This is a genomic window from Armatimonadota bacterium (genome assembly GCA_031081585.1).
GTDB classification, from domain to species: Bacteria; Sysuimicrobiota; Sysuimicrobiia; order Sysuimicrobiales; family Humicultoraceae; genus Geohabitans; species Geohabitans tengchongensis.
In genome coordinates, this window is sequence record JAVHLY010000003.1 from 9408 (window position 1) to 25049 (window position 15642).

General features: G+C 74.5%; 16 protein-coding genes. 13 read left to right on the top strand and 3 right to left on the bottom strand.

Going from position 1 to position 15642, the window contains the following annotated elements; translation table 11 throughout:
- Nucleotides 1-7: 7 nt before the first annotated feature.
- The 4 genes from RB146_01790 (at nucleotide 8) to RB146_01805 (ending at nucleotide 1873) form a co-directional block, all read left to right on the top strand.
- Complete coding sequence (locus RB146_01790; GenBank protein MDQ7827713.1) at nucleotides 8-115, top strand: LuxR C-terminal-related transcriptional regulator; 108 nt, start codon at nucleotides 8-10, stop codon at nucleotides 113-115.
- 173 nt (nucleotides 116-288) lie between these two features.
- Nucleotides 289-564, top strand: a complete 276-nt coding sequence (locus RB146_01795) for a hypothetical protein (GenBank protein ID MDQ7827714.1) — start codon at nucleotides 289-291, stop codon at nucleotides 562-564.
- A gap of 75 nt (nucleotides 565-639) precedes the next feature.
- Complete coding sequence (locus RB146_01800) at nucleotides 640-1536, top strand: nucleotidyltransferase domain-containing protein (GenBank protein MDQ7827715.1); 897 nt, start codon at nucleotides 640-642, stop codon at nucleotides 1534-1536.
- Between the two features lie 67 nt (nucleotides 1537-1603).
- Nucleotides 1604-1873, top strand: a complete 270-nt coding sequence (locus RB146_01805) for a NifU N-terminal domain-containing protein (GenBank protein MDQ7827716.1) — start codon at nucleotides 1604-1606, stop codon at nucleotides 1871-1873.
- A gap of 44 nt (nucleotides 1874-1917) precedes the next feature.
- Here RB146_01805 and RB146_01810 read toward each other — a convergent pair whose 3' ends face one another.
- The 3 genes from RB146_01810 to RB146_01820 all read right to left on the bottom strand — a co-directional run bounded on the left by RB146_01810 (nucleotide 1918) and on the right by RB146_01820 (nucleotide 5711).
- Nucleotides 1918-3375 (bottom strand): hypothetical protein, encoded by a 1458-nt coding sequence (locus tag RB146_01810; protein MDQ7827717.1) that lies wholly within the window; start codon nucleotides 3373-3375, stop codon nucleotides 1918-1920.
- A 669-nt stretch (nucleotides 3376-4044) separates the two neighbouring features.
- Nucleotides 4045-4917 carry a cupin domain-containing protein gene (locus RB146_01815; GenBank protein ID MDQ7827718.1) on the bottom strand — a complete coding sequence of 291 codons (873 nt, stop codon included), beginning with the start codon at nucleotides 4915-4917 and terminating at the stop codon, nucleotides 4045-4047.
- Nucleotides 4917-5711 carry a cyclase family protein gene (locus tag RB146_01820; protein ID MDQ7827719.1) on the bottom strand — a complete coding sequence of 265 codons (795 nt, stop codon included), beginning with the start codon at nucleotides 5709-5711 and terminating at the stop codon, nucleotides 4917-4919. Before RB146_01820 ends, RB146_01815 begins: the two co-directional genes overlap by 1 nt.
- A gap of 93 nt (nucleotides 5712-5804) precedes the next feature.
- On the opposite strand from RB146_01820, the gene RB146_01825 reads away from it, so the two are divergent.
- The 9 genes from RB146_01825 to RB146_01865 all read left to right on the top strand — a co-directional run bounded on the left by RB146_01825 (nucleotide 5805) and on the right by RB146_01865 (nucleotide 15637).
- Entirely contained in the window at nucleotides 5805-6167 is a 363-nt protein-coding gene (locus RB146_01825) for a cupin domain-containing protein (GenBank protein MDQ7827720.1), read from the top strand.
- A gap of 159 nt (nucleotides 6168-6326) precedes the next feature.
- Nucleotides 6327-6947, top strand: a complete 621-nt coding sequence (locus RB146_01830) for a cupin domain-containing protein (GenBank protein ID MDQ7827721.1) — start codon at nucleotides 6327-6329, stop codon at nucleotides 6945-6947.
- Nucleotides 6928-9396: a xanthine dehydrogenase family protein molybdopterin-binding subunit gene (locus RB146_01835; GenBank protein MDQ7827722.1), complete on the top strand. Its 2469-nt coding sequence runs from the start codon at nucleotides 6928-6930 to the stop codon at nucleotides 9394-9396. The genes RB146_01830 and RB146_01835 overlap by 20 nt, the downstream gene beginning before the upstream one ends.
- Nucleotides 9396-10721, top strand: coding sequence for a M20/M25/M40 family metallo-hydrolase (locus RB146_01840; protein ID MDQ7827723.1), 1326 nt, complete (start codon nucleotides 9396-9398; stop codon nucleotides 10719-10721). The genes RB146_01835 and RB146_01840 overlap by 1 nt, the downstream gene beginning before the upstream one ends.
- Nucleotides 10722-10733: 12 nt before the next feature.
- Nucleotides 10734-11990 (top strand): amidohydrolase family protein, encoded by a 1257-nt coding sequence (locus RB146_01845; GenBank protein MDQ7827724.1) that lies wholly within the window; start codon nucleotides 10734-10736, stop codon nucleotides 11988-11990.
- Nucleotides 11987-12991: an ABC transporter substrate-binding protein gene (locus RB146_01850; GenBank protein MDQ7827725.1), complete on the top strand. Its 1005-nt coding sequence runs from the start codon at nucleotides 11987-11989 to the stop codon at nucleotides 12989-12991. Before RB146_01845 ends, RB146_01850 begins: the two co-directional genes overlap by 4 nt.
- Nucleotides 12992-13002: 11 nt before the next feature.
- Nucleotides 13003-13800, top strand: a complete 798-nt coding sequence (locus tag RB146_01855) for an ABC transporter permease subunit (protein ID MDQ7827726.1) — start codon at nucleotides 13003-13005, stop codon at nucleotides 13798-13800.
- 8 nt (nucleotides 13801-13808) lie between these two features.
- Nucleotides 13809-14594: an ATP-binding cassette domain-containing protein gene (locus RB146_01860; GenBank protein MDQ7827727.1), complete on the top strand. Its 786-nt coding sequence runs from the start codon at nucleotides 13809-13811 to the stop codon at nucleotides 14592-14594.
- Nucleotides 14591-15637, top strand: coding sequence for an ABC transporter substrate-binding protein (locus RB146_01865; GenBank protein MDQ7827728.1), 1047 nt, complete (start codon nucleotides 14591-14593; stop codon nucleotides 15635-15637). Before RB146_01860 ends, RB146_01865 begins: the two co-directional genes overlap by 4 nt.
- The last annotated feature ends 5 nt before the right edge of the window (nucleotides 15638-15642 follow it).

Genomic DNA, 15642 nt, shown 5'->3' on the forward strand with positions numbered 1-15642 from the left:
CCTGAGCGTGCGCACGGTGGAGAGCCACCGCGCCAGCATCATGGCCAAGCTGGACGCCGACAGCCTGGCCGACCTGATCTTCGCCGCCATCCGCATGGGCCTGATCACGCCCTGAGGTTCCTCCGTAGAACTACGGACGCTCCCCCTCGGGTCTCCGCCCGATGAAAATCGGCGCCGGTCCCGATGCGGCGCGACGATGCGGCCCCCTACCGTACCCCTGGACCCGCAGGGTTCGCACGGCGCTGGCCCACCCGACCTGCGTGCACCCGGCGGGCAGGAGGGACGGAGATGCTGGAGAGCCGGGAGCACCGCCGCGTCCTGCAGCGCCACCGCCGCACCACCGGCGCGCACCTGGAGGCGCACCGGGAGGCGCTGGCGGAGGTCCGGCGCGCCCTGCGCCACTCCCGCACCGTGCGGGCGCCGCGCGGTCACCGCGAGGCCCTGGAGGAGGCGCGCGAGCGCATGGCCCGGGCACGCAGCGAGCACAAGGCCGCCCTGGAGCAGAACCGCTGGCTGCTGGCGCTGCTCGAGCGGCTGGCCCCCGAGCCGGGCGACCGCTCCTGAGGGCTCTCCCCCCGACGGCCCCGCGGGTGGTGCGGTCGCGCCGGCCGCCCGCGGGCGCCGCGGTATCATGAAGGTGTGCAGGCCATCGAGGCGCTGCGCGCCTTCTTCGCTCAGGAGCCCGACGTCGCCGCCGTCTACCTGTACGGGAGCTACGCGGGCGACCGCTCCTACCCCGACACCGACATCGAGATCGCGCTGCTCTTCCCCGAGGAGACGGACGAGGAGGCCATCCGCGACTACATGGACCGGCTGGCCGGCGCCGCCCCGCTCGGTGGGGAGCCCGGGATCCTGCTCCCCTTTGCCCTCAACACCCACATCCCGCCGGTGATCTACGAGATCCTGCACGGCGGCACGCTCCTGGTGGAGAACCAGCCGGAAGCCCGGGCCGCGGCCGTGCGCGCGCTGGAGGCCCGGGTCGAAGGGGAGCGGGCCAGCCTGCTGGAGGACGCCAAGGAAGCGATCCTGCAGGCCCGCTCGCTCGGGCTGGCCGTGGCGGCGCTGGACGGGTTCGTCCTGCCCCAGCCGCCGCGCTACCTCGACCCGATCCGCGTGGGATGGCGCCTGGCCCGCGTGCTCGGCTCGGCGGCCGTGCTCGACCAGGCCCTGCGCGACGTCGACCGCCTCCTGCGGGAGCAGGAGCGGCTGGCCCAGGCCGCGGGCTGGTACAGCAACGCGGTGGGCGCGGCGACCGGCATCGCCAAGGCCATGCTCAACATGTTCGCCATGCCGCGACCGCCCCGGCGGTGGCAGGTCTTCCTGCCGCTGGCCGACGGCGGTCTCATCTCCACCGAGCTCGCCCTGCAGCTGGGGGCCGCCGTGGAGCTGCGCTGGTCCCTGATGACCGGCGGGGCCGTGGCCGCCGAGCGCGTCGTGGGGGGGATCCGCAGCGCGCTGCCGCCCGTCGTCGCCTTCGCCCGGCTGGCCGCCTGGTACGCCGAGGTGCCCGGCGGGCGGGCGCAACCCGTCCATTGAGCTGCGGGCGCCACAGCCCGCGCACTGACCTGCATGGTGCCGCAGGAGCCGTGACCGGAGGGACGCCATGGACCCGGTGACCGTGGACGTGCAGCCGACGCCCAACGTGAACGCGCTGAAGTTCGTGGTGAACCGCCGCCTCACCGAGGGGCGCAGCCGTACCTTCCGCGCGGCCGCGGAGGCGGCGGACGTGCCGGTGGCCCAGCGCCTCCTCGCCATCCCCGGCGTGGTGCAGGTCTTCCTGCTGAACGACTTCATCACGGTGACGCGGGACCCGTCCGCCGACTGGAACGCCATCATCCCGCAGGTGGAGGCGGTGCTGCGCGAGATGCTGTAGGTGCCGCGCGCTCAGCGCACCGCACAGGGAGGCCGCCCCCACGATCACCTGAGCACCGGATGACCGACACCGGGCGGAGGGTGGCCGGTCGTCGCCACGGCGTCGGCTGCCGGGTGCCTCCGGTGGAGCGACCAGCTCGGTCCGGGCCGAGTTCCGTTCGGCTCCTCCGCGCTGCCCTCCGTGCCATCCCGGCGCACGGTCGACCACCTCTGCGCCAGGCCCGCCACTTGGGCCTCGTACCCGTTGTGCGCCCGGCAGCGCAGCTCGAGGTTCGCGACGGTCGACCGCCCCCCTCGAGCCACGGGCTGGAGGTGGTGGAACTCCAGGAAGGCGGTCTCGCTGCACCGACGCCCATCCGGCGCGACGAAGGCGCACCGCCCGCCGTCCCGCACCCAGACCGTTCGCCTCACCGACGCCGGGATGGACCGGACCGGTGCGGCCGGCCGCTTGGCCGGTGCGGTCGGTCGCTTGGCCGGTGCGGTCGGTCGCTTGGCCGGTGCGGTCGGCCGCGCGCCCACAGACCGCGCTCCCGCCTCGCGCGCCGGGCCCGGCTCTCGTGGCCGGGCGGCGGCCCCGGTCCGGCGGCGGGCGACCTGCTGGAGGAGGGCGGTGAGGGCCCGGTCGATGACCTGCGCGAGGTCGCCGTCGGGGATCTGGTGGCGCAGCAGGTCCTGGGCCTGCCGCAGCTTGGCCACCGTGGCGGCGCTGGCGGTGAACTGGACTTTGTAGCGCCCGGGGGCGAGCGGCTGGACGAGCGGCCGGTGGGACGGACGGGGGGAGGTGGTGGATTGCGGGTGCTCACGCTGCGGCTTGAGGATGCCAGTCGTGGCTGCGCCGGAGGCATCCGCGCTGTCAGCGCCGGAGGGTTGGCCCCTCTGTGTGGTCGCCTCGGCGGGCCCCGGCGTCTGAAGGGGCGGCGCCGCTCCCAGGGACGTCCCCGAGGCTATTGACCGTGGCGCCGGCAGTCGCCGCAGGACCGTGGGCACCGGTGGCTGGGGGTGGAGTGTCGCCACCAGCGCTTCCACCTCCCGCTTCGACCGGCCGGCGGCCGCGCGTAGGACCGCCTGGTGGTTGGCCGGGGTGAGGTGAGGAGCGAGGAGGGTGACCGTGGTAAGGGTGAGGGCGCCGCTGGCCAGGAGGTCGAGGAGGAGGGGGAAGCGGTGGGCGGCGCGGGCGGCCTGGATGCGGTGGTAGGCGGCGTGCTCGGAGAGGCGGAGGACCTCGGTGCAGTAGGTGAAGAGGGAGGCGCACCCGCGGGCCAGGTAGAGGCGGCGGGCGTCGAGCTCGGCGAGGTGGGCAACGAGGGCGGTGGTGGCCTCGCGCTCGCGGGCCGCGAGGGCCGAGACCTGCTCCAGCAGATCCGTGTCGGAGAGCCGCGCCACCGCGTCGAGCATGGCCGCAGCAGAGAACCGTACGCCCGTGGAGCGCTGCCCGGCGGCATCGAGCGGCGCGGCGTGTCTGGCGTGTGTGGCGTGCGTGGAAGCGTTCAGGCTCGTGCTCATGGCTCAGAGATAACACGGGTGTGGGGAGCCCTCCGGAAGGCCGCGAGGAGGGCGCAACTCGGTCGGCCCGCTGCCGAAGGCCCGCCGCGTCGCGCAGCCGCCCCTGCGCCGAATGGACGCGCTCCAGGGGCATCCTGGCGGTGCGCGTCGTGCGTCGCTGGATGTGCACAAATTTCCCTGTCAAGTCGACAAATCGAGCGACAGAAAAGTTTCCCCGGCTGCCGACGAAAATAATTTAGCCCCGGCCGCCGATATCTCGCTGCTAGATCTCACTGGACTCGCCGGGCCATCACGCGCCACACATCCCAGGGCCTGTCGCACGCCACACATCCCGGGGCCCGTCGCACGTCACACATCCCAAGGACCATCGCGCGCTGCACGTCCCAAGGCCGTTGCGCGCCGCGCAGGTGACTCGACGCGCACCAGGAGCAACTCGGCCCGGGCCGAGCTCAACCTGAGCGCGAGGAGGCACAACTCGACCCGACCCGAGTTCATCCCGATCCCTCGCCGACGAGATTCGCCGTCTGATGGCGCGGCGGGCTCATGGCACCGGACCGCCTCGCGGCAGATCAGGGCACCCGGCACCCAGAGCCGTCCTGCATTCCGGTAAAAGACCACGAGGACCACGGGGAAGAGCCCGATCGTCTGCGGGTTTGGCTGCCGTCCGGGCTACACCGCGATCCCCATGGCGCGCAGCATGGCCCGGTCGGGCGGCACCGGGCCGCCCACGCTCCGCAGCCCCTGCGCGCCGGCTTCGACGATGTGCCGCACCCCCGGCGGCACCACCAGGGCACAGCCGGGGGCGAGCGGCAGCCGGGTGCCGTCGTCGAGGTCGTACGCCCACCCGGTGCCCTCCAGGACGAAGAGGCTGTCCTCGGAGGCGTCGTGGACGTGCGGGACGTTGCGCTCGCCCGCCGCCAGCTCCACCAGGTTCATCACCGCGCGCTCGGCCCCCATGTGAGGGCTGACGACGAGCCAGGAGCGGCGGGCGATCATTGGCATCGGCACGCCGTCATGCTGCGGGTCCAGCACGCGGACGCCGGGGGCCGCCGGGGAGCGGGCGGGCCGTGCGCCGGTCGGGGAGGCCGCAGCCTCGCCGCGGGACGGGGAGGCCGCAGCCCCGCCGCGGGTGGTGGGGTGGGTGGGGCGCCCCCGCAGGGGCGCATGCTCCCCGGCCGGCAGAGGCAAGTCGCCGAGCAGCGCGGGGTCGGGCGGGCAGGGCCCGCCGACGAAGACGGCCGGGCCCCACAGCCGGTAGCCCTGGCCCGCGGCCAGGTAGATCATGCGGCCGCCACCGAGCGGCGTGCGCACGCCGTGGTCCAGGTCCTCGACCGCACCCTGGCCCGAGGCGACGTAGTAGACCGCCTCCATCGGGTGGCGCAGCGGGGCGGCGGCCGTCCCGGGGGGCAGCTCCAGGTAGATGAGCCCGCGCTCCCGCGCCCCCATGGCGGGGTGGAGGACGGCGCGGGCCCGCCCGCCGTCCGGGGTGATGGGCAGGTCGATGGCGTCCGTCTCCAGGCGGCTGACCCGCACGCCAGCCATCAGCCGGCCTCCCCGCCTCGCCGGGCCGGTGCCGGCTCCCCCGCCTCCTCGTCCAGGAAGGCCACGATGCGGCACACCGAGGCTTCCCCGCCCACGAACTTCCAGGGGAAGGCGCCGACGGTGCAGCGCCGGTTGAGCAGCGTGGCCAGCTCCCCGCCCAGGTTCTCGGCGTGGATGACGCCGTGCCGGAAGGGCTCGTGGTGCATGCAGAAGAGGTCCGCCTCGGGGAAGCGCTCCTCCACCGACACCCCGAAGCGCCGCTCGTACTCCCGCACGAGGGCGGGGAAGCGGTAGCGGATGGAGGTGTTCATCGGGTGGTCGGCCGAGCCGCAGTCCACGCCGATCCACCGGAAGCGCATCTGGACCGCCCACGCTGCGAAGGCCCGGTCGGGACCGGGGTGGCGCGTGAAGTAGCGGGGGAGGTCTTCTTCCGGCATCCCGGCGTAGTAGCGGTGCCACCCGGTGTGCAGGATGAGGATGTCGCCCGGGCGGACCTCCACCTGGCGCATCACCAGCTCGGGCGTGTAGACGCCCCACTCCCCCACCTCGGAGACATCGGCGATGGCCGCCGGCCCGACGAGTTGCTCCAGCGGGATGGAGGCCATGTCGCCGCCGCCGGAGATCCCGTGCATCGGCGCGTCCATGTGCGTGCTGAGGTGGAGGGGCATCTCCACCATCTGGCTGACGATGCCGTGGGTGTGGTGGGTCTGGAGGTACCACAGGCGCAGCCCCGGGTACCCCACCCACCCCGGAGAGTGGATGGAGACGGGATGGCTCAGGTCCACCACGCGCACGAGCTCTCACCTCCCGGGGGCGTCCGGCCTGGGCAGGAGTGTCGCCGCCGGCGCGGAACCTGCCAGGGACGCCGACCGACCGGAGGAAGCGCGATGGCCGTCCTGCGCTGGAGCGACCTGCCCCTGGAGGAGCCCTACCCGGGGATCCGCCGGCGCCGGTTCGACGGCCACGGCTTCTCGGCCGTGCTCTACCACTTCGCGCCCGGCGCGGCGTTCCCGCTCCACAGCCATCCGGAGGAGCAGCTGGTCGTCCTGCTGGAGGGCCGGGTGCGCCTGCACCAGGGCGACGACCGCCTGCTGCTCGCCCCCGGGGACGCGGCCTGGACGCCCCCCGGCGTCCCCCACGCCATCGAGGCGCTGGAGGGCCCCGCCACCCTCCTCAACCTGGTCGTCCCACGGCGCACCCGGCCGATCACCCTGCACGGCGAGGCACCGTCGACGACCCCGGGTGCCTGAAGGCGTCCGGCCCCTCCGGGCGCCCCGCGGCGAGCGGAGGGTCCGTGCCCCTGCCCTTCCATGGGGAAAGAGGATTTCCCTTCATCCTGGTTTAAGTTGAATTCAATGACTCTGAAGAGGCAGCCGCGCCCCCCCGCCGGGGCGGGCGTCCGGCGCCGGGTGCCGGCGCGCCCGGCCCGCCCGCGCGCGCCCGCCCGGGCCGTGCGCGCCCTGGGCGTGGCCCGGACCCTGCGGGACGTCGGGCAGCGTATCCGGGCGGTGCGCCTGGCGCGGCGGATCACCCTGGCGCACGTGGCGCGGGAGACGGGGCTGAGCGCCGGGATGCTGAGCATGGTGGAGCGCGGAGTGGTCAACCCGTCCATCGGCACGCTGGTGGCCATCGCCGACGCGCTGCAGATCCCCATGGCCGCGCTCTTCGACGCCCTGGGCGAGCCCTCGTCGAGCCCGGTGGTGCGCCGCGAGGAGCAGCCGCTCGTGCGCACCCGCCCCGGGGTGGAGCGCCGGGTGCTGGCGCGCGACGACCCCTGGGACGTGGAGCTGGCGGAGAACTGCTACGAGCCCGGCACGGCCAGCGCCGACCACCCCATCAAGCACCGGGGCCGGGAGCTGGGGGTGGTCCTGGAGGGACGCCTCCGGGTCGAGGTGGCTGGCCGCACCTACGAGCTGCGCCCCATGGACGCCATCGCCTTCGACTCCTCGCTGCCGCACCGCTTCGTCAACCCGGGGCCGCGGCGCGCCCGCACCATCTGGGTGAACGTCCATGGCACGCGCACTCGCTAACGCCGAGCGGACCGTGGTCGTCGGGGCCTCGGTGCGCCGGCGGGAGGACCCGCGCCTCCTCACCGGCGCGGGCCGCTACGTGGCCGACCTGACGCTGCCCGGCTGCCTCCACGCCGTGGTCGTGCGCAGCCCCCACGCCCACGCCCGCCTCCGCGCCATCGACACCGCGGCGGCGCGCCGCCACCCCGGCGTCCACCTGGTAGCCACCGCCGCCGACCTGGGCCCGGTCCCGCGCATCCCCATCCGCCTGGGCGACCGCCCGGAGCTGCGCCGCTTCCTCCAGCCGCCGCTGGCGCAGGACCGCGTGCGCTACGTCGGCGAGCCGGTGGCCCTCGTGGTGGCCGACGACCGCTACGCGGCGGAGGACGCCGCGGAACTGGTCGCGGTGGACTACGAGCCCCTGCCGCCCGTCCCCGACGTCGAGGCGGCCCTGCGGCCTGAGGCCCCTCTCCTCCACCCCGAGGCCGGCACGAACCTGGCGGAGCGGCTCCTCTTTCGCCGCGGCGACCCCGAGGGCGTGGCGGCGACGGCCCCGGTGCGGCTGCGCCGCCGCCTGAGCGTGCAGCGCCACACCGGGGTGCCGCTGGAGACGCGGGGCCTGCTCGCCGCCCCCGACCCCGCCGGCCGCCTCACCGTCTGGGGCCCGACCAAGGTGCCGCACTTCAACCGATCCGTGCTGGCCACGCTGCTGGGGGTGCCGGAGTCGCGCATCCACTTCGTGGAGCCCGACGTGGGCGGCGGCTTCGGGGTGCGCGGCGAGTTCTACCCGGAGGACCTGCTCGTCCCCTGGGCGGCGCTGCGCCTGCGCCGGCCGGTGAAGTGGGTGGAGGACCGCCGCGAGCACCTGGTGGCCACGAACCACTCCCGCCAGCAGGTGCACGAGATCGAGCTGGCCAGCGACCGGGAGGGGCGCATCCTGGCCCTGCTCGACCGCGCCGTGGTGGACATGGGCGCCTACCTGCGCACCCACGGCGTCACCGTCCCGGAGCTGACGCAGGCGCTGCTGCCGGGTCCCTACGCCCTCCCCCACTACCGCTCCGAGGTCCTGTGCGTCCTCACCACCAAAACGCCCACCGGCACCTACCGGGCCCCCGGCCGGTTCGAGGCCAACGTCGTGCGCGAGCGCCTGGTCGACCTGCTGGCCGAGGCGGTGGGGCTCGACCCCGCCGAGGTGCGCCGCCGCAACTTCGTCCCCCCCACCGCGATGCCCTACGACCTGGGGACGCGCACGCTGGGCACGCCCACGATCTACGACACGGGGGACTACGCCTCCGCGCTCGACCAGGCGCTGGAGGCGGGGGCGTACGCGGCGTGGCGGCGCCGCCAGGCGGAGGCCCGGCGGGAGGGGCGCGCCGTGGGCATCGGGCTGGCCTCCATCGTGGAGAAGACCGGGCTGGGCCCGTGGGAGATGGCCCGTGTGGAGGTGGACGTCTCGGGCCAGGTGGTCGTCTACACCGGCATCACCGCGCTCGGCCAGGGGATCGAGACCGCCTACGCGCAGATCGCCGCGGAGGCGCTGGGCTGCCCCCCGGAGGCCGTCACCGTGGTGCACGGCGACACGGACCGCGTCCCCTACGGGCGCGGCGCCTTCGCCAGCCGCGGCACGGCGGTGGGCGGGGTGGCGGTGCACCTGGCCGCGCGGCGCGTGCGTGACCGCCTGGTGGCGCTGGCGGCCGACCGCCTGGAGGCCGCTCCGGCGGACCTGGTGGTGGCGGACGGCGCGGTCTGGGTGCGCGGGGTGCCGGGGCGGCGGGTCACCTTCGGCGAGCTGGTGGCGGCGGCCCACCCCGAGGCGACGGTGCCGCGCGGCGAGGCCCCGGGGGTGGAGGCCACCGCCTTCTTCCAGGCGCCGATGATGACCTATCCCTACGGCACGCACCTGGCGGTCGTAGAGGTGGACCGCGAAACCGGCGTGGTCCGCCTGCTCGACTACGCGCTCACCTATGACGTGGGCCGGGCGGTGAACCCGCGCCTGGTCGAAGGGCAGCTGGTCGGGGGGCTGGCGCAGGGCATCGGCGGGGCGCTGCTGGAGGAGCTCGCCTACGACACCCAGGCCCAGCCCCTCGCCGTCACCTTCATGGACTACCTCCTGCCGGCGGCCACGGAGATGCCGGCCCGCCTGAGCGTGCGCATCCTCGAGGAGACGCCCACGCCGCTCAACCCGCTCGGGGTGAAGGGGGCGGGGGAGGGCGGGACGGCCGGAGCCGGGGCGGCCATCGCCAACGCCGTGGCCGACGCCCTGCGCCCCTTCGGGGCCGAGGTCTGCGACCTGCCGCTCACCCCCGCCCGCATCCTGGCCGCGCTGCGGGCCGCCGGGGATGCGGCCGCCGGGGATGCGGCCACCCGGGATGCGGCCGCCGGGGATGCGGCCACCCGGGATGCGGCCGCCGGGGATGCGGCCGTCGGGGATGCGGCGGCCGTGGGGCACGGGGAGGGGAGGCCGCGGTGATGCCGACGCGTCCGGACCCCGAGGAGGTCCTGCGCCGCATCGACCGCGAGGAGCTCGTCGCCCTGGCCCTCGACCTGGCCAACATCGACAGTCCCACCGGCCAGGAAGGGCCGGTGGGCGAGTACCTCGTGGAGACGCTGAGCCGCTGGGGCTTCGCGCCGCGGCGCCTGGGGCTGCTGCCCGACCGCTTCAACGTCGTGGCCCGCCTCCCCGGGACCGGCGGCGGCCGCAGCCTGATCCTGAACAGCCACATGGACACGACCATCGCCCGCGAGGAAGTCTGGACGACGCCCCGCGCCGCCGATCCGATCTTCCACACCGGCCGGCGCGAGGGGGAGTACCTGGTGGGCAACGGCATCGTGAACAACAAGGGGCCGATGGCCTGCTGGCTCATCGCCGCCAAGGCGTTGCTGCACAGCGGGGTGCGCCTGCCCGGCGACCTGGTCTTGACGATGGTGGCGGGGGAGATCGGCCAGGAGCCGGTGGACGAGTTCGAGGCGCCGCGCTACCTGGCCAAGGAGACCGGCGCCCGCTTCGTCGTCGAGCACGGCACGGTGGCCGACTACGCGCTGGTGGCCGAGGGGACCGACTTCGCCCTGGGGTGGGTGGAGGCGGGCAAGGCCTTCTTCAAGGTGACGGTCCTGGGCGGGGACTTCCCCCTCTACACGCCCTACATCCCGCGCCCCACCCCGCTGGAGGAGAGCCCCAGCGCCATCGTCCGCGCCGCCCGGGTGATCGAGGCCCTGGAGGCGTGGGCGGAGCGGTACGAGCAGGTGCACCGCTACGAGTGCCCGGGCGGCACCGTCATCCCCAAGGTGAACATCGGGGCGATCCGCGGCGGGGTTCCCTGGAAGATCACCAAGACGGTGGGGGTGTGCGCCCTGTACGTCGACGTGCGCATCACCCCGGTGCAGCACCCCCTGGACGTCCAGGCGGAATTGCAGGCCGTGCTGGCGGCCACGGGGATCCCCGCCACAGTGGAGCTGTATGTCTACCGCCCGGGGTACGAGGGGCGGGGGGTGGAGCCGCTGGTCGAGGCTATCAGCCGGGCGCACGCGCGCGTGCGCGGCGGGTCCCCCAGCCGGGCGGCCGCGCCCTACACGAGCATGTGGCGCGACATCAACGTCTTCAACGCGCTGGGCATCCCGGCGGTGATCTACGGGCCGGGCCCCAGCGTGGGCGGCGGCCAGCTGGCCATGGCCATCGACGACATGGTGGACGCCGCCCGCGCCTACGCGCTCGTCGCGCTCGACATCTGCAGCCAGGTGCGCCCGCCGGCGGCGCGCTCCGCGGCGGGCGTACCGGCGGGCGCGCCCGGGGGGTGAGGGAGGGGCGCGATGACACTGACGATTCGGCAAGCGCGCCTGCGCGGCCGCGAGGGGCTGTGGGACCTCCTCCTGGAGGACGGGCGCATCGCCGCGGTGGAGCCCGCCCTGCCGCCGCGCGGCGAGACCATCGATGCGGCGGGCGGGCTCGTGACGCCCACCTTCGTGAACCCGCACGTCCACCTGGACAAGACGATGCTCGGGGACGTGATGCGCCCCAACGTCTCCCAGACGCTGCAGGAGGCCATCCGCATCACCTGGGACCACAAGCGCGCCTACACCCCCGAGGAGATCGTCGCCCGGGCCGGCCCGGTGCTGGAGGCGGGGGTGACCTACGGCACCACCGTCTTCCGGGCCTTCGCCGACGTGGACAGCATAGGCGGCCTCGTCCCCGTCCAGGGGCTGCTGGCGCTGCGCGACCGCTACGCGGCGGTGGCCCGCGTCCAGGTGGTGGCCTTCCCCCAGGAGGGGATCGTGCGCGACCCCGGCACCGCGGGGCTGCTGCGGCAGGCCATGGCGCTGGGGGCGGACGTGGTCGGCGGGCTGCCCTGGTACGAGCGGACCGACGCGCACATGCGCGAGCACATCGACATCGTCTTCGACATCGCCCGGGAGTACGACGCCGACATCCACATGCTGGTGGACGACACCGACGACCCCAACAGCCGCTCGCTGGAGTACCTGGCGGTGAAGACGCTGGAGACCGGCTACCGGGGGCGGGTGACGGCCAGCCACTGCGGAGCGCTGGCGGCCTACAACGACGTCTACGCCGCCAAGGTCATCGCCATGGTGGCCGAGGCGGAGATCACCATCTGCAGCAACCCGCACATCAGCCTGGTCCTGGCCGGCCGCCACGACCGCGAGCCGGTGCGCCGCGGCATCACCCGCGTCCGGGAGCTCCTGCGCGCCGGGGTGAACGTGGTCTCCGGGCAGGACGACGTGAACGACCCCTACTACCCCTTCGGGCGCAACAGCCAGGCGGAGGTGGCGCTCTTCATGGCGCACACCGCACACCTCACCTACCCGACGGAGCTGGAGGCCGTCTTCGACATGGTGACGACCAATGCGGCGCGGGCCCTGCGCCTCGCCGGCTATGGGGTGGCGCCGGGGGATGCCGCCGACCTGAACGTCTGGCGCGCCCCCACCGTGCGCGAGGTGCTGCGCCGGCAGGAACCGCCGGCCTGGGTCCTGCGGGGGGGCCGGGTGGTGGCGGCCTGGAGCTGGAGCTGTGAGCGGCGCTGGGCGATGGGAGGAGGGGAGCGACGGTGACGCGACGGCGGTGCATCACGCTGGCACTCGGGGTGGCGCTGGCGCTGGGCGCCGCGCCGGTGGCGGGACTGGTGCCGGGCGCCGCGCCGGCGGCGGGGGCGCCGGCGGAGGTGGTCCGCCTGCGCATCGCCCGCCTGGCCTTCCCCTCGCTCGTCTCGGTGATGGTGGACGTCGTCAAGGCGGCGGGGCTGGACCGGCGCAACGGGCTCGAGCTGGAACCGGTCTCCTTCAGCGCCGTCTCGGGCTTCTACGCCGCCCAGGCCACGGGCGAGGTGGAGGCCGGGGTGGGCGGGCCGCACGTCTACCAGCGGCTGCGCCTGGAGGGGGCGCCGATCCGCATCGTCGCCTCCTATGTGGGGCTCTCGGCGATGGTGGTCATCTCCCGCAACCCCCAGGTGCGCACCATCACCGACCTGCGCGGCCGCACCCTGGCCGCCGACATGGGCTCCTCCGAGTTCGCCATCCTCTCCATCTACGCCCGGGCGAAGGGGCTGGACCTGCGCCGCGAGGTGACCATCGTCCAGGCCGGGCCGCCGCTGGCCCGGGCGCAGCTGGCCGCCGGGCGGGTGGACGCGGCCATGACCTGGGAGCCGACGGCCACGCTCACCATGCGCGACAGCACCGACTACCGCATCATCTTCAACGGCCGCACCGGGTGGCGCGAGATCACGGGGAAGGACGGGTGGGAGCTGGTGGTGGAGATGCGCGAGGACGCGCTGCGCCGCACCCCCGAGGCGCTCCCCCGGCTGCTCAAGACCTTCCAGGACGGCCAGGCCTACCTGCGCACGAACCTGGACGACGCCGACCGGGCGGTGGCGGCCTCCCTGGGCCTGCCGCCGGGCGTGCTCAAGGAGGCGGTGCTCTTCCGGCGCATCGTCTACGACGTCCGTCCCGCCTGGCACCCGCAGGTGAGCGCCGCCCTGTGGGAGATGTTCCGGGCGGGCGTGGAGGTGGGCTTCCTCCCCCGCCTGCCCGACCCGGGGATCATCCACCGGCCGTAGCGGAGGGGCGCATGGCCCGGCAGGTGACGGCGACCGAAGCGGTGGAGGTTCCCGAAGCGGTGGGGCTGGAGGCGGCCCCGCGCCTGCTGCGCTTTCCGCGGGAGACGCTGGTGGCCCTCCTCCTCTTCGCCCTGGCCTGGCAGGTGGCCTCGATGGTCCTGCCCCCCTACGTCGCCCCCTCCTGGGGACGCATCGGGCGGGCCCTGCTGGGGTTGCGCTACGACTTCGTCCTGGTCACCGCCGGCCGGGTGCTGCTGGCCCTCGTCCTCTCCTTCGCCGGCGGCGTGCTCGTGGCCGTGGTGATGTACCGGTGGCAGGCCCTGGACCGCTACCTGCTGCCGCTGGTGCGCCTGGTCATGGCCGTGCCGGTGGTGTGCTGGATCCTCTTCTCGGTGCTGTGGTTCCGCGGGGTGGAGCTGCGCATCGCCTTCGTGCTGGTCGTCGTCTGCGGCCCCATCTTCCTCATCGACGCCCTGGACGCCATGCACGGGGTGGCGCGGGAGCTGCGGGACATGCTGCGCGCCTTCCGGCCCACCACCCTGCAGTACTTCACCAAGCTCATCCTGCCGGCGACGGTCCCGGCCATCCTCACCTCCTGGAAGATCAACCTCAGCCTGGCCATCCGGGTGGTGACGATGGCCGAGCTGGTGGGCGCCACCACCGGCATCGGGTACGGGCTGGTCATCGCCCAGGAGCTCTTCTCCGTGGCCGACGTCTTCGCCTGGACCGTGGTCCTGGTGCTCATGCTCATGGCCACCCAGGTGGTGGTGGGCGCCGTGGAGCGGCGGGCGCTGGTGTGGCGCGACTGAGGCGGGCCATGGAGATCGCGGTGCGCCAGCTCGGCAAGGTCTACCGGCAGAAGGGCACGGGGGAGCGCGTCGTGGCCATCGAGGACCTCACCTTCACCGTGCGGGGCGGCGAGCTCGTCGCCATCGTCGGACAGACCGGCTGCGGCAAGTCCACCTTCCTGCACATCCTCATCGGCCTGGAGGCCCCCACGCGCGGTGCGCTCGTCATCGACGGCCGGGAGCCCTACCGCGACTTTGCCGCCTTCCGCGGCCGCATCGCCGCCGTTTTCCAGCAGGACCGCCTCCTGCCCTGGCGCACCGTGCTGGCCAACGTCGAGCTGGGGCTGGAGATCCTGGGGGTGCCGCCGCGCCAGCGCCGGGCCACCGCCGAGCGCTGGCTGGAGCAGCTCGGCCTGGGCCGCTTCCTGCGCGCCTTCCCCAACGAGCTCTCCGGCGGGATGCGCCAGCGGGTGGCGCTGGCCCGGGCCTTTGCCCTCGACCCGGAGATCCTGGTGGCCGACGAGGCCTTCGGCCACCTGGACGAGGTCACCGCCGCGCAGATCCGGCAGGACTTCCTGGCGCTCGCCCGCGCCGGACGCAAGACCGTCTTTCTGGTGACGCACCAGATCGAGGAGGCGCTCACCGTGGGGGAGCGCGTGCTGGTCTTCGGCCGGCCGGCCCGCCTGCTAGCGGACATCCGGCCGGAACACGACACCAACGGCGCCCGCGCCCGCGCCCGCGAGGCGATCCAGGCGCTGCTGAGCGCCGGGCGCCCGCCGGCCCCCTGGGAACCCGCCGGGGAGGGGTCGCGATGAGCGCCGCGCCCGCTGCCACCCCGGCCCGCGCGCCCCGGGAGGCCGCTCGCCCCGCGCGCACCGCGCACCGCCCCGCCCGGAGCCGCTCCGGACTGGCGGCCCTGCTGGTGGCCGCCGCGCTGCTGCTCGTGCCGGCGCTCCCCGCCGGCGCGCAACGGACGCGCCTGCGCATGGCGGTGCTCTCCTTCCCCGCCATCAGCACCTTCGTGGCCCAGATCATCCGCGAGGCCGGGCTGGATCGGCCGCACGGCCTGGAGGTGGAGGCGGTCCCCTTCGCCACCATCTCCGCTTACTACGCCGCCATCGCCACGGGTGAGGTGGACACGCTCGCGGGCGGGCCCAACGTGCTCCAGCGGATGCGCCTGGAGCGGGTGCCGGTGCAGGCCGTGGCCACGCTGGTGCGGCCGAGTGACCTCGTCCTCATCACCCGCCACCCGGAGGTGCGCTCGGTGCTGGACCTGCGGGGCAAGACCCTCGCCGCCGACATGGGGTCCCAGCAGTTCCAGCTCCTGGCCATCTACACGCGCTGGAAGGGGATGGACCTGCGCCGCGAGGTCACCATCGTCCAGGCGCCCTTCCCGCTGGCCCGGGCGCAGCTGGCGGCGGGGCGGGTGGACGCGGCCATGCTCATCGAGCCGGTGGCCACCCTGGCCATGCGCGACAGTCCGGCCTACCGGATCATCTTCAACGGGCGCCGGGCCTGGCGGGAGATGACCGGCACCGACGGGTGGGAGCTGATCGTGTGGATGCGCGAGGACGTCATCCGCCGCTCGCCGGCGCTGGTGCCGGCGGCGCTGCGCATGTTCACCGACTTCCAGCGCTACGTGCGCACGAACCTGGACGAGGCCGACCGCATCGTCGCCCGCACGACGGGGCTGCCCCCCGGCGCCTTCAAGGAGTCGGTGCTCTACCGGCGGCTGCACTTCGAGGTCTCCCCGGCCTGGGGGCGCGAGCGGGCGGCTCTGGAGCAGATGTTCCGCCTGGCCGTGGAGGCCGGGGTCATCGAGCGCCTCCCCGACGCGGGGTGGCTCTACCAGCCATGAGGGGC